We start from the raw sequence: 19,197 nt of genomic DNA on the forward strand, positions 1-19,197 counted from the left end.
ATTTTCATTCTTTTCGGATATTTTTCCATAACGCCAGCTCATGGCGGGAAGGAGCCCCATGTTCCGGAAGGAAAAAGCCGCGATGCTCGTCCTCGAGGACGGCACGGTATTTGAAGGCTATTCAGTCGGGGCGGATGTTTCTTCCGAAGGTGAAGTCGTCTTTTCCACCGGGCTTGTCGGCTATCCCCAAAGCCTGACCGATCCTTCGTATTGCGGCCAGATTCTTGCATTCACCTATCCGCTCATTGGCAACTATGGCGTGCCTGCGCTCAAGCGAAACAGCCACAGCATCCCCCTCAATTTTGAATCGGATAGGATTCAGGTGAGCGGCGTTGTGGTTGCCGAAGCTTCCTTCGAGCCCAGCCATCACAGTACAAACCTTTCCTTTCCTGAATGGCTGAAACAGGAAGGAGTGCCAGGTATTGCTGGTATCGACACGAGGGCGCTCACTCGTCTTCTGCGCGAACACGGCGTGATGAAGGGGAAAATCCTTGTGGAAGGTGCAGGCCTAGCGCACACAAACCTCGAGAAGGCTGATTCTCCCGTCAAAGTAGTCTCTGTCAAAGAGCCGATACGGTATCCGGCAGGCCCTGGTGCTCCCAAGCTTGTGCTTGTCGATTGCGGGGTAAAGGCGAACATTCTGCGAATCCTCATCGATTCCGGCGTTGATGTGACTCGTGTTCCCTGGGATTATCCTTTCGAGACGCTTGAATATGACGGCCTCTTCCTTTCCAATGGGCCCGGCGATCCCAAAGCCTGCACCAGGACAATTGCCCATCTGCGACATGCGCTCACACAAAAGCGCCCGATATTCGGCATATGCCTTGGTACCCAGCTCATGGCGCTCGCAGCGGGAGCGGATACGTACAAGCTTAAATATGGCCACCGCGGCCAAAATCAGCCTGCAATCGAGCGGACATCGGGACGCTGTTATATCACGAGCCAGAATCATGGTTACGCCGTGCAGGAAGCATCGCTCCCCCCGGGATGGGAGAGTTGGTTCACCAACGGCAACGACGGGACAGTGGAAGGCATCCGCGCCGCTGGCGCTCCTTTCAAAGCTGTGCAATTCCACCCTGAAGGCTGCCCGGGCCCTCGCGATACTGAATTTCTTATTCACCAATTTCTGGACGAAGTGCAAAACCGCAGGAGCGCGAAATGAACGCTCAAAACACACTCAGAAAACCACAAAAAGTCCTGGTTCTTGGCTCCGGAGGCCTCAAGATCGGCCAAGCAGGCGAATTCGACTATTCAGGCTCGCAAGCCCTCAAAGCCCTGCGCGAAGAAGGCGTAACGACCATCCTCATCAACCCGAATATCGCGACCAATCAAACGAGCGAAGGCATGGCCGATGCAACGTATTTCCTGCCGGTCACGCCTGATTTCGTCCGCCAGGTAATCGAAAAAGAGCGCCCTGATGGCATTCTGCTCTCATTTGGCGGCCAGACTGCGCTCAACTGCGGGCTTGCGCTCAGCAGAGAAGGCATACTGTACAAATATGCGGTGGATGTGCTCGGGACTCCCGTCGAAGCCATCGAGCTGACGGAAGACCGAAAGCTCTTCGCTGAGCATCTGCGCACGTTGGGATTGAAAACGCCCGAGAGCAAAGCAGCAGTAAGCGTCGAAGAAGCCATCGCCTGTGCTGATGAAATCGGCTACCCTGTCATGGCGCGCGCGGGTTTTGCGCTCGGCGGCGCGGGCTCCGGCATTTGCAGAAATCGCAGGCAGCTTGTTGCGCGCTGTGAAAAAGCCTTCGCCCTCTCAACGCAGGTGCTCATTGAAGAATGGCTCGGCGGCTGGAAGGAAATCGAATATGAAGTCGTCCGCGACAGCGCTGATAATTGCATTGCTGTCTGCAATATGGAGAATATCGACCCGCTCGGTATCCATACTGGCGAGAGTATTGTCGTTGCGCCCTCGCAGACACTGACTGACGAGGAATATCACTCTCTGCGGAGCATCGCTCTCAAGCTCATCCGGAGCCTCGGAATAGTCGGTGAATGCAACATCCAGTATGCCCTCGATCCGAATTCAGGCGACTACCGGATCATTGAAGTGAATGCGCGCCTTTCGCGCAGCTCTGCCCTCGCTTCAAAAGCGACAGGATACCCCCTGGCTTATGTCGCAGCCAAGCTCGCGCTCGGTTACTCGCTCACCGAGCTTCGCAATAAAGTGACAGGGGTCACCACTGCCTGTTTCGAGCCGGCGCTCGACTACTGTGTGGTCAAAATGCCGCGCTGGGACCTGTCCAAGTTCAAGGCTGTGGATACCCAGCTTGGCAGCGAGATGAAATCCGTCGGCGAAGTCATGGCCATTGGACGGAATTTCGAGGAAGCGCTCCAGAAAGCTATCCGTATGACCGGCATCAGCGAATTAGGCTTGCGCGCTGACGGAAAACTGCTTGGCAAATCGTTTACGAACCTTGCAACTGCGCTTAAAAAGCCTACGGACAGACGCCTGTTTGCAATCTACCGGGCACTCGCAGAAGGCTGGACTGTCAAAAAAATCAACTCGCTCACAGGCATCGATTCATGGTTTATTTCGAAAATCGCTACAATCCAGAAATGCGAAGCAGAGCTGGCAGCCACTGTGCGGACCGCGAGCAGGGGCGGTACATCCGCGGCCAGCCCAAGCGTGTGTCCGCCCGAGCTTCTGCGCAAGGCCAAGCGCCTCGGTTTCTCCGATGCCGGCATTGCGCGCATTCTTGGCTGCAGCGAACAGGAAGTCCGCAGCTGGCGGGAATCTATAGGCTTGCGGCCCGCAGTCAAGCAAATCGACACGCTCGCCGCCGAGTACCCGGCGCAGACAAATTACCTCTATACCACCTACTGCGCTGCCCAAAATGACATAGCTCCTTCTCACACCAGTATCCTTGTGACCGGCTCGGGCCCCTACCGCATCGGCAGCAGCGTCGAATTCGACTGGTGCGCGGTGAGCGCTGCCCAGACATGCCACCAGCTCGACAAGAAAACCATCATGGTCAACTGCAATCCCGAGACCGTCAGCACCGATTACGACATATGTGACCGGCTCTATTTCGAAGAGCTCAGCTTCGAACGCCTCATGGACATCTACGAATTCGAACAGCCATCGGGCGTTCTCCTCTCCATGGGCGGGCAGATCGCGAATAACCTTGCTCTCCCGCTCTTCGAAGCAGGAGCGCTCATCCTCGGCACTTCGCCCCAGAGTATCGACCGCGCAGAAGACAGGCACAAATTTTCGCGCCTCCTCGATGAACTCGGTATCGATCAGCCTGCATGGAAAGAACTGACCACCATTGAAGAAGCGCGCGCATTTGCCTCGACAGCCGGCTACCCTGTCCTTGTCCGCCCGAGCTATGTGCTCTCCGGCGCGGCAATGAACGTAGCCTGGGACGACGAGAGCCTCGCGACGTTCCTGGGCCTTGCGGCCGATGTCTCGAGCGAGCACCCTGTCGTCATCTCTAAATTCATCGAAAACGCCAAGGAAATCGAAATCGACGCCGTCGCCCGGCACGGGAAGCTCATCTACCACGCCATCACCGAGCACATCGAGAACGCAGGCGTCCATTCCGGCGATGCTACCGTCGTTTTCCCGCCTCAGCGCCTCTATATCGAAACTGTCCGCAAAATTCTCAGAATCACCGAACAGATAGCGGCAGCGCTCAATATCACAGGGCCCTTCAACATCCAGTTTGTCGCCCGCCAGAACCACGTCATGGTCATCGAGTGCAACCTGAGAGCGAGCCGCTCATTCCCCTTCTGCTCTAAAGTCTCGCGGGTCAACATGATCGACCTCGCGGTCCGCGCGATGCTGGGCGAGCCAGTCACTGCCCCACCCAGCCTGATGTACGATCAGCCCTGGGTGGGGGTCAAGGCCGCGCAGTTCAGTTTTTCCCGCCTGCATGGCGCAGACCCTGTGCTGGGTGTTGAAATGGCGTCCACTGGCGAGGTCGGCTGTATCGGAAGCGAGTTCAACGATGCGTTCATGAAGGCAATGGTCTCCGTAGGCTACGCTTTGCGCGGCAAAAAAATTCTGCTTTCCACCGGGCCGCTCGAAGACAAGCTCGATTTTATCGACAGCGCCCGGACACTCGCAGAGATGGGCTGCGAGCTCTACGCCTCGAGGGGCACTGCCCTCTTTCTGAAGCACTTCGGCATTCCCGTGACGCAGGTTCACTGGCCGCTCGAAAAAGCAGAACCCAACATTCTCACCATGATGCGTGCCCGCGAATTCGATCTCGTGATCAACATCCCGAAAAACAATCGCAGGCGCGAGCTCAAGAACGACTTTCTTATCCGACGCATGGCAATCGATCTCAACATCCCCCTGTTCACGAATATCAAGACCGCGCGGCAGTACATCGAATCGCTTGCCTACACGCGCCGCAACGGAATCGAGATTCGGGCCTGGGAAGAATATCGCTAAAAAAATCCACCTGATACTTTGCTCAGCATCGCGACTTATTGCTAGCATGGAACTCAAGCTTTATCGGATGGGCAAGGTCCCGCCCTGCCCCTCGCGCACATTATGCTCGCCCATAATGAAAAATGCTCGGCCTGACTTACACTGCCTTTTCAACCGCTTCAGACGAACTTGCCACTTTTGCTTCTGGCGGTGGCTCGCTCATATAGCGTTGCAAGAACACAGCAGCGCTTTTTGCCTGGGCAATTGCAAGAGGTCCGCCAATGCAGCCTCCTTCGCAGGCCATCACTTCAACAAGATCGGCATCGGGTGCTTGTTTGTTCCATAATGCAGCCAAGGCAAGCACCTGCTTCGAAAGCCCCTGGATGACAAGCGTTCTGATGGTCCAGCTTGATCCGACTTCAATCCTGGAATTTTCATTTTCAAGAACAGATTGAACCGATGCAGCTACCCCGCCGCTTTGGGCAAATCCGCGCCCATAGCAGAGATCCAGTGAGCTGCCCTGTTCAGCAAGCTGTACCGCCCTTGCCTCTTCCAGAGCCTGCAGCTGGATATCCTTTGCAGTAAACAACGCTCCTATCTCCTCGGCGCTCAGTACAGCATCAACAAGCTTGCGGCCATCTTCGCCCGGAAATCCGCGAGCTTCAGCTCGCTTCGCAAGACAAGGACCAATGAACACAATGCGAGCTTCAGGATAGCGCTTGCGCGCCCACTTTGCAGCAATGGCCATGGGGCTCGGAGTATGCAAGACATGCCCCGCTACATCGCCGAGTGCTTTCGATGCCAATACCCAGGACGGACAGCATGATGTCGCAAGAAATCCTTCAGAGCGATGCATGCGTTCTCTCAGCTCGGCTGCTTCTCTTTCCGCAGTCGCACATGCAGCTTCAGCAACCTCAGCTACTGCCGCGAAGCCGAGCCGGTACAGGCCTGCCATGAATTTTCCCGAAGAAACTGGGAATTGAGCCATCGTCGCGGGCGCAACGAGTGCTATAAGCGGACGCGCCTGCTCCCTCAGCCAGGATGCCGCTTCCAGATACTGAGTCTGCTCGATCGGAGCCCCAAAAGGACAGGCGCGCAGACATTTCCCGCATAGAATGCACTTTGCTTCATCAATGCGAGCTATGCCATCTTCGCCCTTGCTGATTGCTCCCGTCGGGCAGACTTCCTCACACGGCACGGGCACTTTCACAATTGCGTGGAAAGGACAGGATTTTTCGCACAGACCGCAATTGACGCACTTGTCCGGATCAATATGCGAACGGCCATTGACCGTTACCGCGCCTTTCGGGCAGTTCACCTTGCAGGGGCGGGCAACGCAAGCTTGACACGCATCCGTCACCACATACCGGGATTTCGCACATGCATTGCAGGCTTCGCCAAGTACCTGCAGCGGGAAACGCCCGCTTTCACCCAGTTCTGCTCCATCCTGGCAGCGCGAATTCTGAAACCCCTCCGCCAGGACCGAAAGAGGCTTGCGCACATCATCCATTCCGCGCACATCACCGCCCAGAAGCGCGTAACTTCGAAGGCGCAAAATCGCCCTGTCATGATGGACACAACACCGCATTGTTTCCCAGCCTTCGGCTGTCATATCGAAGGGAACATCATCGATGCTATCTGCAAGCGTGCCTTCAAGCGCCAATCTGCCAAGCCGGACAAGAAGCTCGCGCCGAATCCTCGTTGTATTATCTTCCCGAGGCATAGCCGCCATCCTTTCTGGTGATTGCATTTCCGGGTCTTGCAGCTGCATCAGCGCTTGATGCCTCTTCTTCAGTTCCAAGAAGCGCAGAATTGACCATTTCTTCCAGCTTCTCCGCCGTGGTATGCTCGACCACCAGCCCGTTTACAAGAACATAAGGAGCCTTTGCCTCGCCTGCGGATTTGCAGAATCCGAGACAGGGGGTGCCTTCAAATTCCACCTGCTCGCCCCATTTTGCAATCCAGCTGTCAATGGCTCCCAACAGCTCGGCTCCGCCCAGCACATAGCAGGCGGTTCCTGCACAGATTGTTACATGCACCTTCTTCATGCTCTTGTTCCTCCTGCCGGGGTCGCCAATCTGCACACCTCGGCGATTCATCGCGTCCGTTATTTGCCTGAGTCCAACTGCTTCGACCAGGCTATATGTGCCGCATTCACCCGATCTTCCGCAGTCTGGCCTTTCAGATTTGTTCAGATATAGCGGATAGTTGTCTGCTTCAGATATTTTCCTTCCAGCAAATGCGCCAGACGCTTGACGACATTCCTGCGGATATCAAGCTCTACCGGCATATTCGGGTCCTGATGCGCCTCATTGATCTTGGTTCCTACAAAAAACTCGATAATATCCGAATCGAGCATCAGGCGCAGGGCTGCTGTAGCTGCATTCTGTCGCAATTCCTCCGGAGCCGCACCTTGTTCGAGATAATCCGCTGTTTTGCTCAAAGTCAGAATGCCTTCGGTAACCAGGTCTGCGCCTTCCATTGAAGCCACAGGAGGCAGTTCCGGATCGCGATGCTTGAGATCCATAGTGATTTTCCTGCCCAATTCGCGGCCAATAATGGTAGCGGTTGTTCCTCCTGCAATAATGGTTCTTCCTGGCGATGAAACAAAAAGGCGCGCAAGTTCATTGTCATGAGCTGGATGAAGAGGCGGACCGGTGAACACTGCCAGCCTCCGCGCTGCCCGGAAATACACGACCGCACAGGTGATATCATCTTTTGCCTGGTCGCCATCGAGCAATAACGCCCATGTCACAATTCGCCTGGCCAGATCGCGCGCGGAAATTTCCGCATTTTCGGCAATCATCTGGCTTACGAACCTGCGCACTCCTTCAAGTCCCCATCCAAGCGGCAAATTTCTGCTGCCCATTCCCGCCTGTGTCACGCCATCAGAGAAGAAAATAACCCTGTCGCCAAATTCTGCTTTGAACCGGGAAGACCGCAGTGTTGCCGGTTTCGGATGCCCGGCGATCCGCCCGCCACCTTTTGTAACAGAAACCATGGATCTCAGCGGCTCGACCTCGACTCCCTGCCGAACAAGCATATAGGCCGGATTATCGTACTCGACTACCTTGATCCGGTTGCTGGTATCAATATCGACTAACGTAAACGTCGCATAGCTGATTTTGCGTTCCGAACAGACAGGCAGGGAACGCATAATGATTCGCGCGGTCCGCTTTATCGGGATGCGGGCAGCGGAACACCCTGTTGCGATTGTTGCAGTCAGCGCTGCAAGCACTCCTGCCTTGATGCCCGAACCAAGCCCGTCCGAAAGTACCGCAATAATACGTCCATCTTCGGTTTTTCGTGAAATGAAGACATCGCCTTCGCTTGTTTCGCCATATTTCGCCACCTGCCAATGACCGATTTCGACAAAAAAATCAGCGTGCATTGGCTTGTTTTCACTCTCGATCATTGCCCGACCTCGCCGCCGAAGCTTTCGATAATCGAGCGGAGAGCCGCTTCAGATTCAGCTGCATTCTCGCCAAGCAGATAAGCAATTTTCTGCACAGTCCTCACATTCTGCCGGATTACTTTTTTTGCTTCTTTTATTACGCGATCTTTTTGAATCCATGGCGCGGTAATATCCTGGAACAGACCGCCCGCAATCATTTGTTTTTCTATAGAAAAAATCGTGCCATGCAGAATGCGCTCGCCACAGCGAAAATCCGATTCGATGAATGCATCCCCTGGTGAATGGTGCAGCACATCATTGAACCGCTCCCAGAAAGGCAGCAATTTGCGCAAATCTGCGCCTTCCAGCGTTGGTTTTGCTTCTGCCACAAACTGAGCATCTTTTTCCAGAATCCGCACAAATGGCTCATTGCACTCGATGACTTTTAGGTCGGCATTCACAACCACCGCTGCGGATGGCATAGCGCGCAACAGAGCATTGGCTTTTTTCTGTGCAAGATTGCGCATATACGAAAGGCACATGGTCGGCTCTGCATGACCAATGACTATTGCTTTCGCAAATTCACGACAGGAATCATAACCACAGCCCGAGCAATTCAGCTCATCCGAAGGCTCTTTCTTTCCCACGAGCGCAAGCGCAGCACGGATTTCCTCTTCTCTTACTTGCCGCTGGACTGGCTTTGCTGCAGAGTGTTTTACCTGGCAAGCAATTTCGGTATTGAAAGGCTCGGACTCACCTTGTTTTTCATACAGAAGAATCTGCATACGCTTCGAGACTGTGCCGCGAGAAGCATCGGAACATGGGCCGTTTATGCATCCCCCTTCGCACGCAAGCAATTCAAGAAAGATTCCAGTTTCTGGTATCCCGTCAGGCAGATCGCGGAGCGCAGCTTGTATATGCCCCATGCCGCTGAAAGACATGCATGGTACATCAGTACTGCCATGCTGCTTGATTGAAGCAATCATGCCTCCTTCAATGGGGTAAAGCTCGCCTTTTGAAGGCCTTTGAGGAAAGAATGTATCATTGCTGGTCGGCTTCTCCGCAGAAGGATCGATGTTTTCTTCCTCAAAAAGCTGGCGCAATTCCGCAAAGGTCAGCACTGCATTTACAAGACCTCCGGATTCATCAGCCTCTTTTTTCTTGGCAATACAAGGCCCTATAAACACAACCAACGCATTCTCGCCGAAACGTGAGCGGAGATATCGCGCATGCGCGATCATGGGCGAGCCATTTTCGGAAAGGAAAGGCACAAGATCAGGGCGATAAAAACTCACATAGCGCACCACAGCCGGACAAGCTGCCCCAATGAGGAAATTTCTGCCATTATCTGCCAGCTGTCCAAGCTCATTTCGCATTGCGGAAGAAACTAGATCCGCTCCCAGCGCTGTCTCGGAGACCGCAGCAAAGCCCAATTTCCGGATTGAAGCAATAAGCTGCCCTGCTGTGCATCCAGAAAATTCTGCAGCAAACGATGGTGCCAAAGAAGCAACCGCAACCGGCTTCAATTCGAGCAGACGCCGTACCCGCTCGACATCGCTGCGAACCTTTTTTGCGCTTTGCGGACAGACCATCACGCAATGCCCGCATAGAATGCAAATGTCTTCTACTACACGCGCATGTCCATCGAGAATCTGGATAGCCTTGACAGGACATTCCCGGACGCATTTGTAGCAGTCCTGGCAGCGCATTGTTTCAGTGTAGATAACCTGCCGGTTCATGGGTCAACCCTCCACGAATCGCCTGCGCTGGTGTTCGAACAGGTGCTATCAGGCTGAACTAACTCAGGATCACCAGCCTTTTCAAACTCATGCACAAGAATATCTTCAATCGTCTCGGGCATTACATTGGTATAGACTTTTCCGTTTATTATGATGACGGGACCTTCCTTGCAGCGACCACCGCATAATGAGCCAGAAAGTTCAACTGAAGCCGAAAGCCCGTGCCGCGCAAGCCAGGATTGGATATGCTCGACGGTATATATATTGCCTCGGGCATAGCAGGAGCTCCCCATGCAGACCACTATAGAGCCGAATGATTGATTTGGTTTCATATTGGATAATTTTTTATATATAAATTTGGAACTTTTGTCAAGATGGACTTATAAGGCCCTTAAGTTTTGTGCAAAATGCAAAGCCCGATATAGCCGCTGCCCCTTGCCTTGTTTTTTCCGATTCCGTACCTTTAACCAATTAGCATTCAAGGAGAAACAGTATGGCCAACCCTATCGTTACATTCAAAACCAGCAAAGGCGATATCAGCATCGAAGTATTCGAGGACAACGTCCCCATAACCGCCGCTAATTTTCTCGAGTATGTAAAATTGGGCTTCTACGACGGAACGATCTTCCATCGCGTGATTCCAGGCTTTGTCATCCAGGGCGGCGGCTTCGCACCCGGCATGGAACAGAAGAAAACCCGCGCGCCCATCGTCAACGAAGCATCCAAAGCCCCTCCCAATGCCCGCGGCACGCTCTCCATGGCACGCACTTCTGTCCCCGACAGCGCGACAAGCCAATTTTTCATCAACCTTGTCGACAACAAAAGCCTCGACTACCGCGGCCCGGGCGCCGGCGCTGGCTATTGTGTGTTCGGGCGCGTGACCGAAGGACTCGATGTCGTCGATGCTATCGCCCAAGTGAAGACCGGGCGCAGACCGCCGCACGCGGATGTGCCGGTCGAGGATGTCGTGCTGATTTCGGCAAAAGTCGTATGAGCGCGAGCGCTGCATGATTGAGGAGAATCATTTCGATTTTGGCTTGCCTTGCGGCCATTATATTACTAAATTTGTAATATATTAAACCATGGAGGTTATATGTTAAAAATTGCTGTCATCATTGGAAGCACACGCCCCGGCAGGAACGGCGAGGCAGTGGGTCGTTGGGTATACGAACAGGCCAAGAAGCGCAGCGATGCGCAATTCGAGCTAGTAGATGTGAAGGATTTCAATCTGCCGCTGCTGGATGAGCCTGTTCCTACATCGATGCATCAATACACACAGGAGCACACAAAAAAGTGGTCCGAAAAAATCAGCGGGTTTGACGGATTTGTATTCGTGACCCCCGAATACAACCATGCGACAACAGGAGCACTTAAAAACGCGCTGGATTATTTGTACACAGAGTGGAATAACAAAGCTGCTGGATTTGTCGGGTATGGTTCCATGGGAGGGGCTCGAGCAATTGAAAATCTGCGCCTCATCATGGGGGAACTGCAGGTCGCCGATGTGCGCGCTGCGGTCTATCTCTCGCTCTTTACAGACTTCGAGAATTTCAGCGTGTTCAAGCCTTTGCCCAACCGCGAAGCTGAGCTCAACACAATGCTGGATCAGCTTGTCGCCTGGGCGGAAGCTCTGAAAGCAATTCGCACATAGCGGGTGCGAGCATATGGGAACCATGAACATCACATTTTTGTACTTCAATGGCTGTCCGAATTCCGAGCCAACCCTCGAGAATCTCAAAACAGCGCTGGCTGAGCTCAACTTCGACGCTGATCTTTCTATTATCGAAGTAAAGGATCCGCAGCAGGCTGCTAGTCTCGGCTTTCTCGGCTCGCCGTCGATTCTCGTCGAGGGGCGCGACCTGGAAACAGGCCGGCCCCCGGCAGGAAGTGCCTTTTCCTGCAGAATATATGAGATTGAAGGGCGACGGACTGGGCGCCTTCCAAAAGACTACATCAAGGCAAGGCTGCAATCGCTGGCGCAAACGCTGGGCTAAAAAGAAGGAAAGGCCGGGAGACTGGAGGGGTGCTTCAGCTTTATCCCAAGGGGCAGAGCCTCCTCCAGCATCCGCAATCACTTTTCCTGCGTGCAGAATGCGATGCCCAGTGTTGTCTGCGCCTTCACCTAATACAGGAACTTCCCCATGCAGATGAGGTCGATCGCTTCTCCGTCCTTTCTGATGCTGCCTTTTTTCACGCCTTCAAGCTCAAAGCCGAGGCTTTTGTAGAGCGCGATGGCGCCGGGGTTGTTCGAAAACACATCGAGCTCGATTTTCTCGATCTTCTTTTCCTGCTTGCAGATTTCAAAAAGAGAGAGCAGGAGCCGCCGCCCGATGCCTTGGCCGCGGGAGGCCTTTGCGACGCACATGCCGATCGAAGCGACATGGTTTTCTTCCTTGCGCTCTTTTCTGAGACAATCGAGAGAACCAACAGCCTTGCTGCCATCGAAGCAGATCAACACAAACGAGCCATCGACGGACAGAATCTTTTCCATATATCGATAGCTGGATTCCAGCGTGATAGGTGTCGTCATTTCGAAAAGAGTCGGAAGATTTTCCGATTTGACGGCGTAGACAAGCTCGAACCATGCGGGCACATCCTCGATTGAGCCTTTCCGGATCTCCATACATACCACTCCTTACAGCACTCGGATGAGAACCATATATACAGCCGTCCCGCCCGCAATCGACACAAGCACATTGCGTTTCCAGATGTGGAGCAGAGCTGTGAGCACCCCGGCCGCGGCTGCGGGAATTCCGAAGGGGGTCTGAGTGAATTCTATATCTTTATACGAAGCGAACACGAGAATGGTCATGACAACCGGCGGAATATAACGCTGCAGGTAATCGAGGAATGCTGGCGGCTTTGTGCGAGAAAAGAAAAGAAAGGGCACCGCCCTCGTAAAGAATGTCACGAGCGTCATGATAACGACAATAGCGAAAAGGCGGGTCATTGCGCTTCGCCTCCGCCCTGCGGGCCTTGCGTGCTTGCGGGCGCAGGTTTCCTGCCATCGAGGCGCGGGCGGAGCAGGGAAAGCAAGCCTGTCGCAAACAACAGCGCTACGAGCAAAAAATCGCGCGGTGCTGCAATGAAAAGCGCGAGGATGCAAGCCGCAAAAGCCGCCACATATGGCTCAAATCGCTGAACCGCGCGCACCTGCTCGACCAAGAGCACAATAAAAAGCGCAGTGAGCGCAAAATCCATTCCCCTGGCATCGAAGGCGAGGGCTGAGCCCAAAAGGCTCCCCACAGTACACCCCAGCACCCAGTATGACTGATTCAGTGCAGTGACAGCGGCATAAAAACGGGCCTGCTCGACATGCGCAGGAGGCTTGACCGTCGTGAGAAGTCCGTATGTTTCGTCAGTAAGCCCGAAAATAAGATATGGCTTCCATTTGCCCGCACTCTTGAATTGCTCAAGCATCGAAAGCCCGTACACCGCATGGCGCCCATTCAAGAGCAACGTGAGCAAGGCGATTTCGAAAAGCCCTGCCCCGCCTGTGATGAGGCCTATTCCCATAAACTGCGCCGCCCCGGCATAGATGAAAATAGCCATCACCGGAGACATCCACCAGGGGAGGCCCGCAGCAACAAGCGTGAACCCGAAAGCCAGCCCCAGAGTGGTATAGCCCAGAAGCACAGGGATGCTCGCCTTGAATGCAGCGGCGAGCACCACGCGGCGTTTCCCTGATCGCGATGATTCCATGGGCCTATCCTATCATATTCTTGAGCGCTGCACTTCTTTGGCTACAAGGCGCCCCATTTCTTTTGTACCGACGATGCGAGTAGTGCTCTCAACCTTGTGTAAAGCAATGTCCGCTGTCCGCCACCCGGCTTCGAGCACCCGCGCGACAGCCTGCTCGACTGCCTCAGCTTCCTTATTCAGATTGAATGAATAGCGCAGCATCATGGCCACCGAAAGAATCGTGCCCAGGGGATTCGCGATATCCTTTCCCGCGATATCAGGCGCTGAACCGTGGATGGGCTCGTAGAGCCCCATCGTTGGCTTGCCAGGCGCGCCTGGTTCGCCGATGCTCGCCGAAGGCAGCATGCCGATCGAACCGGTGAGCATGCTCGCTTCGTCGGAAAGTATGTCGCCGAACATGTTCGAGGTGACAATGACATCGAACTGACCGGGAGCGCGCACGAGCTGCATCGCACAGTTATCGACATACATGGCGCTGGTCTCAACATCGGGATATTCCGCTGAAATGCGCGCATTCACTTCCCGCCACAGGCGCGAAGACTCAAGTATGTTAGCCTTGTCGACAAGGCATAGCCTTAATCGGCGCTTGCGGGCTGCCTCATAGCCGACGCGTAATATGCGCTCAATTTCTTTTCTGGTATAGAATTCGGTATCGAAGGCCGCCTGTCCGTCTTCGGTTCGGCCACTCTTGCCAAAATAGATGCCACCCGTGAGCTCGCGCACAATCAGAATATCAAAGCCGGAGCCCACAATTTCGTCTTTGAGCGGGCAGGCTTCTCGCAAAGGCGCAAGCAGCACTGCCGGACGCAGATTCGCATACACCCTGAGCGCAGAGCGCAAACCCAAAAGCGCCTTCTCAGGCCGCAAGTGGCTGGGCAACGTATCCCACTTCGGCCCGCCGACTGCGCCGAGGAGCACCGCATCGCAGGCCTTCGCCCGCGCAACAGTTTCTTCTGGCAAGGGCTCGCCGCTCGCATCGATCGCGCAGCCACCCGCGAGCAATTCTTCTTTCGCAAATGCATGGCCAAAGCGGGCCCCCACTGCCTCGAGCACGCCGAGCGCGGCTCCGACCACTTCAGGCCCGATTCCATCGCCCCGCACAATTCCGATTCTGTAATTCATAGTGCGTCCTTTGTCCGGGTCGCGGGCTGGTATGCCTCGGCCCCGTAATCTCTTTGCCGCACAGCAAGCCTGCGCTTCGTGGCTTCCACAAGCCCGCCTGCCTCGATAATCTCGCGGATGAAGGGCGGAAATGGCTGCGCCTTCCATATCGCGCCATCTTTGACCGATCGGATCTCGCCGCTTTCGAAATTGACCGCGACTTCATCGCCGTCCGAGAGTGCGCGGGCCGCCTCCGGCGACTCTAGGATCGCAAGCCCTATATTGATGGCGTTGCGATAGAAAATGCGCGCAAAGCTCGCGGCAATCACGCATGAAATACCTGCCGCCTTTATCGCGAGCGGCGCATGCTCCCTGCTCGAACCGCAGCCAAAATTCTCTCCCGCCACCATGATATCGCCAGGCTTCACTTTTTTGAGAAATTCGCGGTCGATGTCTTCCATGCAATGAGCCGCAAGCTCGGCAGGATCCGACGTCGTAAGATACCGCGCCGGGATGATGACATCGGTATCGACATTATCGCCATATGCGTGAACGGTGCCGCGCAGGATTTGCGCGCCCGTTTTCGCTGAGAATGTGCTCTGCCCGCCCTTCCTTTGTTCATTTCCGTACTCTGACATATGTTCGCTCCCTTTCTGGCCTTGCTGCATCTAGAATTACATCCGGTAGAGCCATGCGCGATCGGGCACTGCATCGCTCACTTTTTCTGGTGAAGCGAGCTTCCCTGCAACCGCCGAAGCCGCTGCGACCGCAGGGCCTGCAAGAATGACTTCGGACTGTGTATGTCCCATGCGCCCGACAAAATTGCGATTCGTCGTGCTGACCGCCCGCTCACCTTTGGCCAGTATGCCCATGTGCCCCCCAAGGCAGGGCCCGCAGGTCGGCGTCGATACCACTGCGCCCGCTTCGATAAAAGTCTCGATCAGCCCTTCGCGCAGAGCTTCGAGGTAAATCCGCTGGGTTGCGGGGAATATGATACAGCGCAGCCCCTTGGCCACCTTGCGCCCCTTCAAAATCTGAGCAGCAACGCGCAGGTCTGATATTCTGCCATTGGTACACGAGCCGATGACCACCTGGTCGATCGGCATGCCCTCGACTTCCTCAATCGCCCTGGTGTTCGATGGCAGATGCGGCAATGAAACCGTGAGCGGAACTGCCCCAAGGTCTATCCTGACAATATCATCGTAGAACGCTCCCGGGTCAGCAGCATACACCACAGGCTCCTTCGCCCCGACATAGGCGAGGTAGGTCCGTGTGTGCTCATCCACCGGGAACATGCCGTTCTTGGCTCCCGCCTCGATCGCCATGTTCGCAATCGTGAATCGCTCATCCATGTGCAGCGCGCCAACTCCGGCACCAGAAAACTCGAGCGATTTGTAGCGTGCCCCGTCCACGCCGATTCTTCCGATAAGATGGAGCACGACATCCTTGCCCGACACCCAGCCGCGCGGCGTGCCGGACAGCTCGACACGGATCGCCGAAGGCACCTTAAACCACGTCGTGCCCGTTGCCATCGCACAGGCAAGATCCGTAGAACCCACACCCGTTGCAAATGCCCCCACCGCTCCATACGTGCAGGTATGGCTGTCCGCCCCGATAATACAATCGCCCGCGGTGACCAGCCCCTGCTCAGGCAAAAGCGCGTGTTCGATGCCCATCTGCCCAACTTCGAAATAGTGCGCAACATTCTGCGCGCGCGCAAACTGGCGCATTTTCAAGGTCTGCTCGGCAGTCTTGATATCCTTGTTCGGGGTAAAATGGTCAGGCACGAGGGCTACTTTTTCCGGGTCAAATACGCGCGTGCAGCTCAGCTTTTCGAACTCGCCAATCGCAGGCGGCGCGGTGACATCATTGCCCAGCACGAGGTCGAGCTTGGCCTCGATGAGCTGGCCTGCTTCGACAGCCTTGAGCCCTGCCTTCGTGGCGAGAATCTTTTGGGTCATTGTCATTGCTTTCTCGGTGTATGCTGTGTCATTCATAGACTGCCATCTCCCATTCCATTGTGTTGATTGCGGCAAGGTACGCCTTTATCGATGCTTCCAGAATATCAGTGGATACGCCATGCCCGTTCCAGGTCCGTCCCTCGAATTTCACTTTGACAGTTGCCTCGCCCTGGGCATCCTCACCTGAAGTGACCGAGCTCAGCCTGAAATCCTCAAGCTCAAGAGTGCGCCCGACAATCTCGTCGATCGCCTTGAAGGCCGCATCGACAGGGCCGTCGCCCACTGCTGCTTTTTCATACACGCTGCCGTCCTTGCGCGCAAGCCGTATGGTGCAGGTTGCTGCAAGCTGCGTGCCGGATTGCACGGCAAAGCGCTCAAGCTTGTAGGTTTCGGGGATGGTGCCTGAGGCACCGCGTGCGAGCGCTTCGATATCGCGATCGGTCACGGTTTTCTTTTTGTCGGCGAGAATCTTGAACTGCGCAAAAAGCTCGTCGATTCGGGCCGAATCGAGCGCAAAGCCGAGGTATTTGAGCCGTTCCTCGAAGGCATGCCTGCCTGAGTGCTTGCCGAGGACGAGGGAATTCTGCGGCAGGCCAATCGATTCTGGCGTCATGATCTCGTAGGTTTGCCTGTTCGCCAGTACTCCATGCTGATGAATACCCGCCTCGTGCGCAAATGCGTTTTCACCGACAATCGCCTTGTTGATTTGTACGCTCACACCCGTCACCTTGGAAACAAGGCGGCTTGTGCTGAAAATCTGCGCAGTGTCGAGACCCGTCGCGAGGTCGAAAAAATCGCGGCGTGTCCGCAGGGCCATTACAATCTCTTCGAGCGCTGCATTGCCAGCCCTCTCGCCAAGGCCGTTCACAGTACACTCAACCTGGTCAGCCCCAGCGCGCAGCGCTGCAAGGCTGTTCGCAACCGCAAGCCCAAGATCGTTGTGACAATGCACCGAAATCATGGCCCTGTCGATATTTGGAGTATTGGCCTTTATGTAGGCAACAAGACGCGCAAATTCCTCCGGAATCGCGTAGCCAACGGTATCAGGGATGTTGATGACCGTCGCGCCCGCATCGATCGCCGCCGAGAAAATCCTGCAAAGGAAATCCGGCTCGCTGCGAGACGCATCTTCTGCGGAAAACTCGACATCGCTGCTGTAGTGCTTTGCGTAGCGCACCGCGGCTGCGGCAGCCTCGATGACCTGTTCTGGAGCCATGCGGAGCTTGTACTCCATGTGAATGGGCGAAGTCGCGATGAAGGTGTGAATGCGCGGGCTCTCTGCCTTGCGGATCGCTTCCCAGGCGGTGTCGATATCCTTTTCGAGCGCTCTGGCAAGGGCGGCGACGCGCACATTTTTCACCGTGCGGGCAATTTCCCTCACTGCGGCTGCGTCGCCGGGGCTCGCTGCCGGAAACCCGGCCTCCATGATATCGACCCCGAGCTTTTCGAGCTGACGCGCAACCTCGAGCTTTTCAGCCAAGTTCATGCTGCAGCGGGGCGCCTGCTCGCCATCCCTCAAGGTCGTGTCAAAAATGTATATCTTCCTGGCCATGTATACTCCTCCTGCGATTTTGGAATCCCTCGCTCGCGCCGCAAAGGATTCAAAGTCTCGAATTATTAGGGGGTCGGAATGGGCGGGTCTTTGCTGATTACCGGGGAAAACCACCCCGAGCCATCAGGTCAAAGACCCTTTCGCAGGGAGAGTAGGAGTGGAGAAAAGAACTTGAGAATAGATTTGCATGAAACGAGCTGTCTCATGCATATGTATACTAGTGAATTAGAGAACTACTGTCAAGAATTATATAGTGTCACGAACCTTGCATATGAATTTGAAGTGAAAGCCTCTTTTCTTGCGTCTATAAGGAGAGGAGGCTTTCATGCATCATTTTCATTTTTGCCCAAACCCGGCCTGTGCGTATCACCAGCACGCACCGAAAGAACGCTGGTTCGTCTCCGCTGGCTTCTATGTGACCAAAACCTTCGGCAAAGTCCAGCGCTTCCGCTGCAGCTTCTGCGGTAAGTACTTCTCTACCCAGACCTTCAGCCTTGATTACTTCGCCAAGCGCAAACTCGCCTATCCCCAGATCGAAACCCTGCTCAGCTCTTCCATGAGCATCCGCGCACTCTCACGATTCTTCTCTGCTTCGTGCGGCACCATCCAGAACCGTATCGACCGACTCGCCCGTCAAGCCATCGCACTCCAGAGCCTGCTCCGTCCCCATGCCAATCCCCATGAATCCGTCTGCATCGATGGCTTCGTCTCCTTCGATGTCTCTCAGTACTTCCCCAACAACATCACCCTCGCCGTCACAGCCGATTCTCAATTCTTCCTTGCCGCGACCCATGCCACCCTGCGCCGTTCCGGCAACACCACCAAGGCTCAAAAGCATAGAATGTCCCTGCTCTATCGTTCGTGTACCTTTGAGCCTCGGAGCATCGAACGCTCATTCCGGGAGCTCCTCGATCGCCTTGCCCAGGAACGCATGCCCCAGCTTTGGCAGCCTCTCATCCTCATCACCGACGAAAAAAAGGAATATCGCAGAGCGCTGTATAGCCATCCGCTCTTTCGCTTGCAGAATGCAGACCATCGACTGGTGCATCTGACCGTGCACTCCACCGAACCGCGCACCTGGTACAATCCCCTCTTCGGCGCCAACTACATGGATCGCGAGCTCAGAAAGGATCAAGCAGCCCATAGGCGTGAAACAGTCTGCTTTTCCCGCAATGTCGCCAATATGCTCAATCGCTTCTGCGTCTACATGGCCTGGCACAACTACGCAAAGCCCTTCCGGATCAAAGCAAACCGAAAGGCGCGTATGACCCATGCAGAAGCTGCAGGCATACCTCGCAAGCTTGTGGCCACGGGGCGCGCATGGATGTTCCGTGAACGGGCATTCTTAAGTAGGCTCTCCCT

At 55.0% G+C, this 19,197-nt stretch carries 18 protein-coding genes; 6 read left to right on the plus strand and 12 right to left on the minus strand.

Annotated elements, in window-relative coordinates:
* The first annotated feature begins 58 nt into the window (after nt 1-58).
* Both carA and carB read left to right on the plus strand, forming a co-directional pair.
* On the plus strand, nt 59-1,162 hold the full coding sequence (gene carA, locus GAP13_RS07775) for a glutamine-hydrolyzing carbamoyl-phosphate synthase small subunit (protein WP_158907758.1): 1,104 nt from the start codon (nt 59-61) through the stop codon (nt 1,160-1,162).
* Nucleotides 1,159-4,407, plus strand: a complete 3,249-nt coding sequence (gene carB, locus GAP13_RS07780; protein WP_158907759.1) for a carbamoyl-phosphate synthase (glutamine-hydrolyzing) large subunit — start codon at nt 1,159-1,161, stop codon at nt 4,405-4,407. The genes carA and carB overlap by 4 nt, the downstream gene beginning before the upstream one ends.
* Nucleotides 4,408-4,543: 136 nt before the next feature.
* On the opposite strand, the gene GAP13_RS07785 is transcribed toward carB, so the two are convergent.
* The 5 genes from GAP13_RS07785 to GAP13_RS07805 form a co-directional block, all read right to left on the minus strand.
* Nucleotides 4,544-6,109, minus strand: a complete 1,566-nt coding sequence (locus tag GAP13_RS07785; protein WP_158907760.1) for a [Fe-Fe] hydrogenase large subunit C-terminal domain-containing protein — start codon at nt 6,107-6,109, stop codon at nt 4,544-4,546.
* The gene (locus GAP13_RS07790) at nt 6,093-6,434 is read right to left on the minus strand and encodes an NAD(P)H-dependent oxidoreductase subunit E (RefSeq protein WP_158907761.1); all 342 of its coding nucleotides are present in this window, start codon (nt 6,432-6,434) and stop codon (nt 6,093-6,095) included. The genes GAP13_RS07785 and GAP13_RS07790 overlap by 17 nt, the downstream gene beginning before the upstream one ends.
* 143 nt (nt 6,435-6,577) lie before the next feature.
* On the minus strand, nt 6,578-7,801 hold the full coding sequence (locus tag GAP13_RS07795; protein ID WP_241864319.1) for a PP2C family protein-serine/threonine phosphatase: 1,224 nt from the start codon (nt 7,799-7,801) through the stop codon (nt 6,578-6,580).
* The gene (locus tag GAP13_RS07800; RefSeq protein WP_158907762.1) at nt 7,798-9,519 is read right to left on the minus strand and encodes a [Fe-Fe] hydrogenase large subunit C-terminal domain-containing protein; all 1,722 of its coding nucleotides are present in this window, start codon (nt 9,517-9,519) and stop codon (nt 7,798-7,800) included. The genes GAP13_RS07795 and GAP13_RS07800 overlap by 4 nt, the downstream gene beginning before the upstream one ends.
* The gene (locus GAP13_RS07805; protein WP_158907763.1) at nt 9,516-9,851 is read right to left on the minus strand and encodes a (2Fe-2S) ferredoxin domain-containing protein; all 336 of its coding nucleotides are present in this window, start codon (nt 9,849-9,851) and stop codon (nt 9,516-9,518) included. The genes GAP13_RS07800 and GAP13_RS07805 overlap by 4 nt, the downstream gene beginning before the upstream one ends.
* A gap of 161 nt (nt 9,852-10,012) precedes the next feature.
* Between GAP13_RS07805 and GAP13_RS07810 the strand changes: the two genes are divergently transcribed.
* From GAP13_RS07810 to GAP13_RS07820, 3 genes are all read left to right on the plus strand, one after another.
* Nucleotides 10,013-10,513, plus strand: a complete 501-nt coding sequence (locus GAP13_RS07810) for a peptidylprolyl isomerase (protein ID WP_222126182.1) — start codon at nt 10,013-10,015, stop codon at nt 10,511-10,513.
* Between the two features lie 99 nt (nt 10,514-10,612).
* Entirely contained in the window at nt 10,613-11,170 is a 558-nt protein-coding gene (locus GAP13_RS07815) for an NADPH-dependent FMN reductase (RefSeq protein WP_158907764.1), read from the plus strand.
* Between the two features lie 22 nt (nt 11,171-11,192).
* The gene (locus tag GAP13_RS07820) at nt 11,193-11,513 is read left to right on the plus strand and encodes a thioredoxin family protein (protein ID WP_158907765.1); all 321 of its coding nucleotides are present in this window, start codon (nt 11,193-11,195) and stop codon (nt 11,511-11,513) included.
* 128 nt (nt 11,514-11,641) lie between these two features.
* Here the strand turns inward: GAP13_RS07820 and GAP13_RS07825 are convergent, their stop codons facing one another.
* The 7 genes from GAP13_RS07825 to GAP13_RS07855 are packed head-to-tail and all read right to left on the minus strand — an operon-like array spanning nt 11,642 to nt 17,835.
* On the minus strand, nt 11,642-12,142 hold the full coding sequence (locus tag GAP13_RS07825; protein WP_158907766.1) for a GNAT family N-acetyltransferase: 501 nt from the start codon (nt 12,140-12,142) through the stop codon (nt 11,642-11,644).
* 12 nt (nt 12,143-12,154) lie between these two features.
* Nucleotides 12,155-12,469 (minus strand): branched-chain amino acid transporter permease, encoded by a 315-nt coding sequence (locus GAP13_RS07830; protein ID WP_158907767.1) that lies wholly within the window; start codon nt 12,467-12,469, stop codon nt 12,155-12,157.
* On the minus strand, nt 12,466-13,221 hold the full coding sequence (locus tag GAP13_RS07835) for an AzlC family ABC transporter permease (protein WP_158907768.1): 756 nt from the start codon (nt 13,219-13,221) through the stop codon (nt 12,466-12,468). The genes GAP13_RS07830 and GAP13_RS07835 overlap by 4 nt, the downstream gene beginning before the upstream one ends.
* Nucleotides 13,222-13,233: 12 nt before the next feature.
* Nucleotides 13,234-14,343, minus strand: coding sequence for a 3-isopropylmalate dehydrogenase (gene leuB, locus GAP13_RS07840; RefSeq protein WP_158907769.1), 1,110 nt, complete (start codon nt 14,341-14,343; stop codon nt 13,234-13,236).
* Complete coding sequence (leuD, locus tag GAP13_RS07845) at nt 14,340-14,960, minus strand: 3-isopropylmalate dehydratase small subunit (RefSeq protein ID WP_158907770.1); 621 nt, start codon at nt 14,958-14,960, stop codon at nt 14,340-14,342. The genes leuB and leuD overlap by 4 nt, the downstream gene beginning before the upstream one ends.
* A 36-nt stretch (nt 14,961-14,996) precedes the next feature.
* A complete protein-coding gene (leuC, locus tag GAP13_RS07850; RefSeq protein WP_241864320.1) occupies nt 14,997-16,319 on the minus strand; it encodes a 3-isopropylmalate dehydratase large subunit in 1,323 nt (440 codons plus the stop codon).
* On the minus strand, nt 16,312-17,835 hold the full coding sequence (locus GAP13_RS07855) for a 2-isopropylmalate synthase (RefSeq protein WP_158907771.1): 1,524 nt from the start codon (nt 17,833-17,835) through the stop codon (nt 16,312-16,314). The genes leuC and GAP13_RS07855 overlap by 8 nt, the downstream gene beginning before the upstream one ends.
* A gap of 325 nt (nt 17,836-18,160) precedes the next feature.
* Here GAP13_RS07855 and GAP13_RS07860 point away from each other — a divergent pair.
* Nucleotides 18,161-19,197: hypothetical protein (locus GAP13_RS07860; protein WP_158907772.1), on the plus strand; the 1,037-nt coding region annotated here is incomplete at its 3' end.

Origin of the sequence: Rectinema subterraneum, assembly GCA_009768935.1 — a bacterium.
Lineage (GTDB): Bacteria > Spirochaetota > Spirochaetia > Treponematales > Rectinemataceae > Rectinema > Rectinema subterraneum.

Excerpts from the sequence above, each read along its gene's own strand:
- GAP13_RS07820 (WP_158907765.1), top strand. The coding sequence starts at position 11,193 with ATGAACATCACATTTTTGTACTTCAATGGCTGTCCGAATTCCGAGCCA.
- carB (WP_158907759.1), top strand. The coding sequence starts at position 1,159 with ATGAACGCTCAAAACACACTCAGAAAACCACAAAAAGTCCTGGTTCTT.
- leuD (WP_158907770.1), bottom strand. The coding sequence starts at position 14,960 with ATGTCAGAGTACGGAAATGAACAAAGGAAGGGCGGGCAGAGCACATTC.
- GAP13_RS07790 (WP_158907761.1), bottom strand. The coding sequence starts at position 6,434 with ATGAAGAAGGTGCATGTAACAATCTGTGCAGGAACCGCCTGCTATGTG.
- carA (WP_158907758.1), top strand. The coding sequence starts at position 59 with ATGTTCCGGAAGGAAAAAGCCGCGATGCTCGTCCTCGAGGACGGCACG.
- GAP13_RS07830 (WP_158907767.1), bottom strand. The coding sequence starts at position 12,469 with ATGACCCGCCTTTTCGCTATTGTCGTTATCATGACGCTCGTGACATTC.
- GAP13_RS07835 (WP_158907768.1), bottom strand. The coding sequence starts at position 13,221 with ATGGAATCATCGCGATCAGGGAAACGCCGCGTGGTGCTCGCCGCTGCA.
- GAP13_RS07815 (WP_158907764.1), top strand. The coding sequence starts at position 10,613 with ATGTTAAAAATTGCTGTCATCATTGGAAGCACACGCCCCGGCAGGAAC.
- GAP13_RS07805 (WP_158907763.1), bottom strand. The coding sequence starts at position 9,851 with ATGAAACCAAATCAATCATTCGGCTCTATAGTGGTCTGCATGGGGAGC.
- GAP13_RS07795 (WP_241864319.1), bottom strand. The coding sequence starts at position 7,801 with ATGATCGAGAGTGAAAACAAGCCAATGCACGCTGATTTTTTTGTCGAA.
- GAP13_RS07855 (WP_158907771.1), bottom strand. The coding sequence starts at position 17,835 with ATGGCCAGGAAGATATACATTTTTGACACGACCTTGAGGGATGGCGAG.
- GAP13_RS07800 (WP_158907762.1), bottom strand. The coding sequence starts at position 9,519 with ATGAACCGGCAGGTTATCTACACTGAAACAATGCGCTGCCAGGACTGC.
- leuB (WP_158907769.1), bottom strand. The coding sequence starts at position 14,343 with ATGAATTACAGAATCGGAATTGTGCGGGGCGATGGAATCGGGCCTGAA.
- leuC (WP_241864320.1), bottom strand. The coding sequence starts at position 16,319 with ATGAATGACACAGCATACACCGAGAAAGCAATGACAATGACCCAAAAG.
- GAP13_RS07825 (WP_158907766.1), bottom strand. The coding sequence starts at position 12,142 with ATGGAGATCCGGAAAGGCTCAATCGAGGATGTGCCCGCATGGTTCGAG.
- GAP13_RS07785 (WP_158907760.1), bottom strand. The coding sequence starts at position 6,109 with ATGCCTCGGGAAGATAATACAACGAGGATTCGGCGCGAGCTTCTTGTC.
- GAP13_RS07810 (WP_222126182.1), top strand. The coding sequence starts at position 10,013 with ATGGCCAACCCTATCGTTACATTCAAAACCAGCAAAGGCGATATCAGC.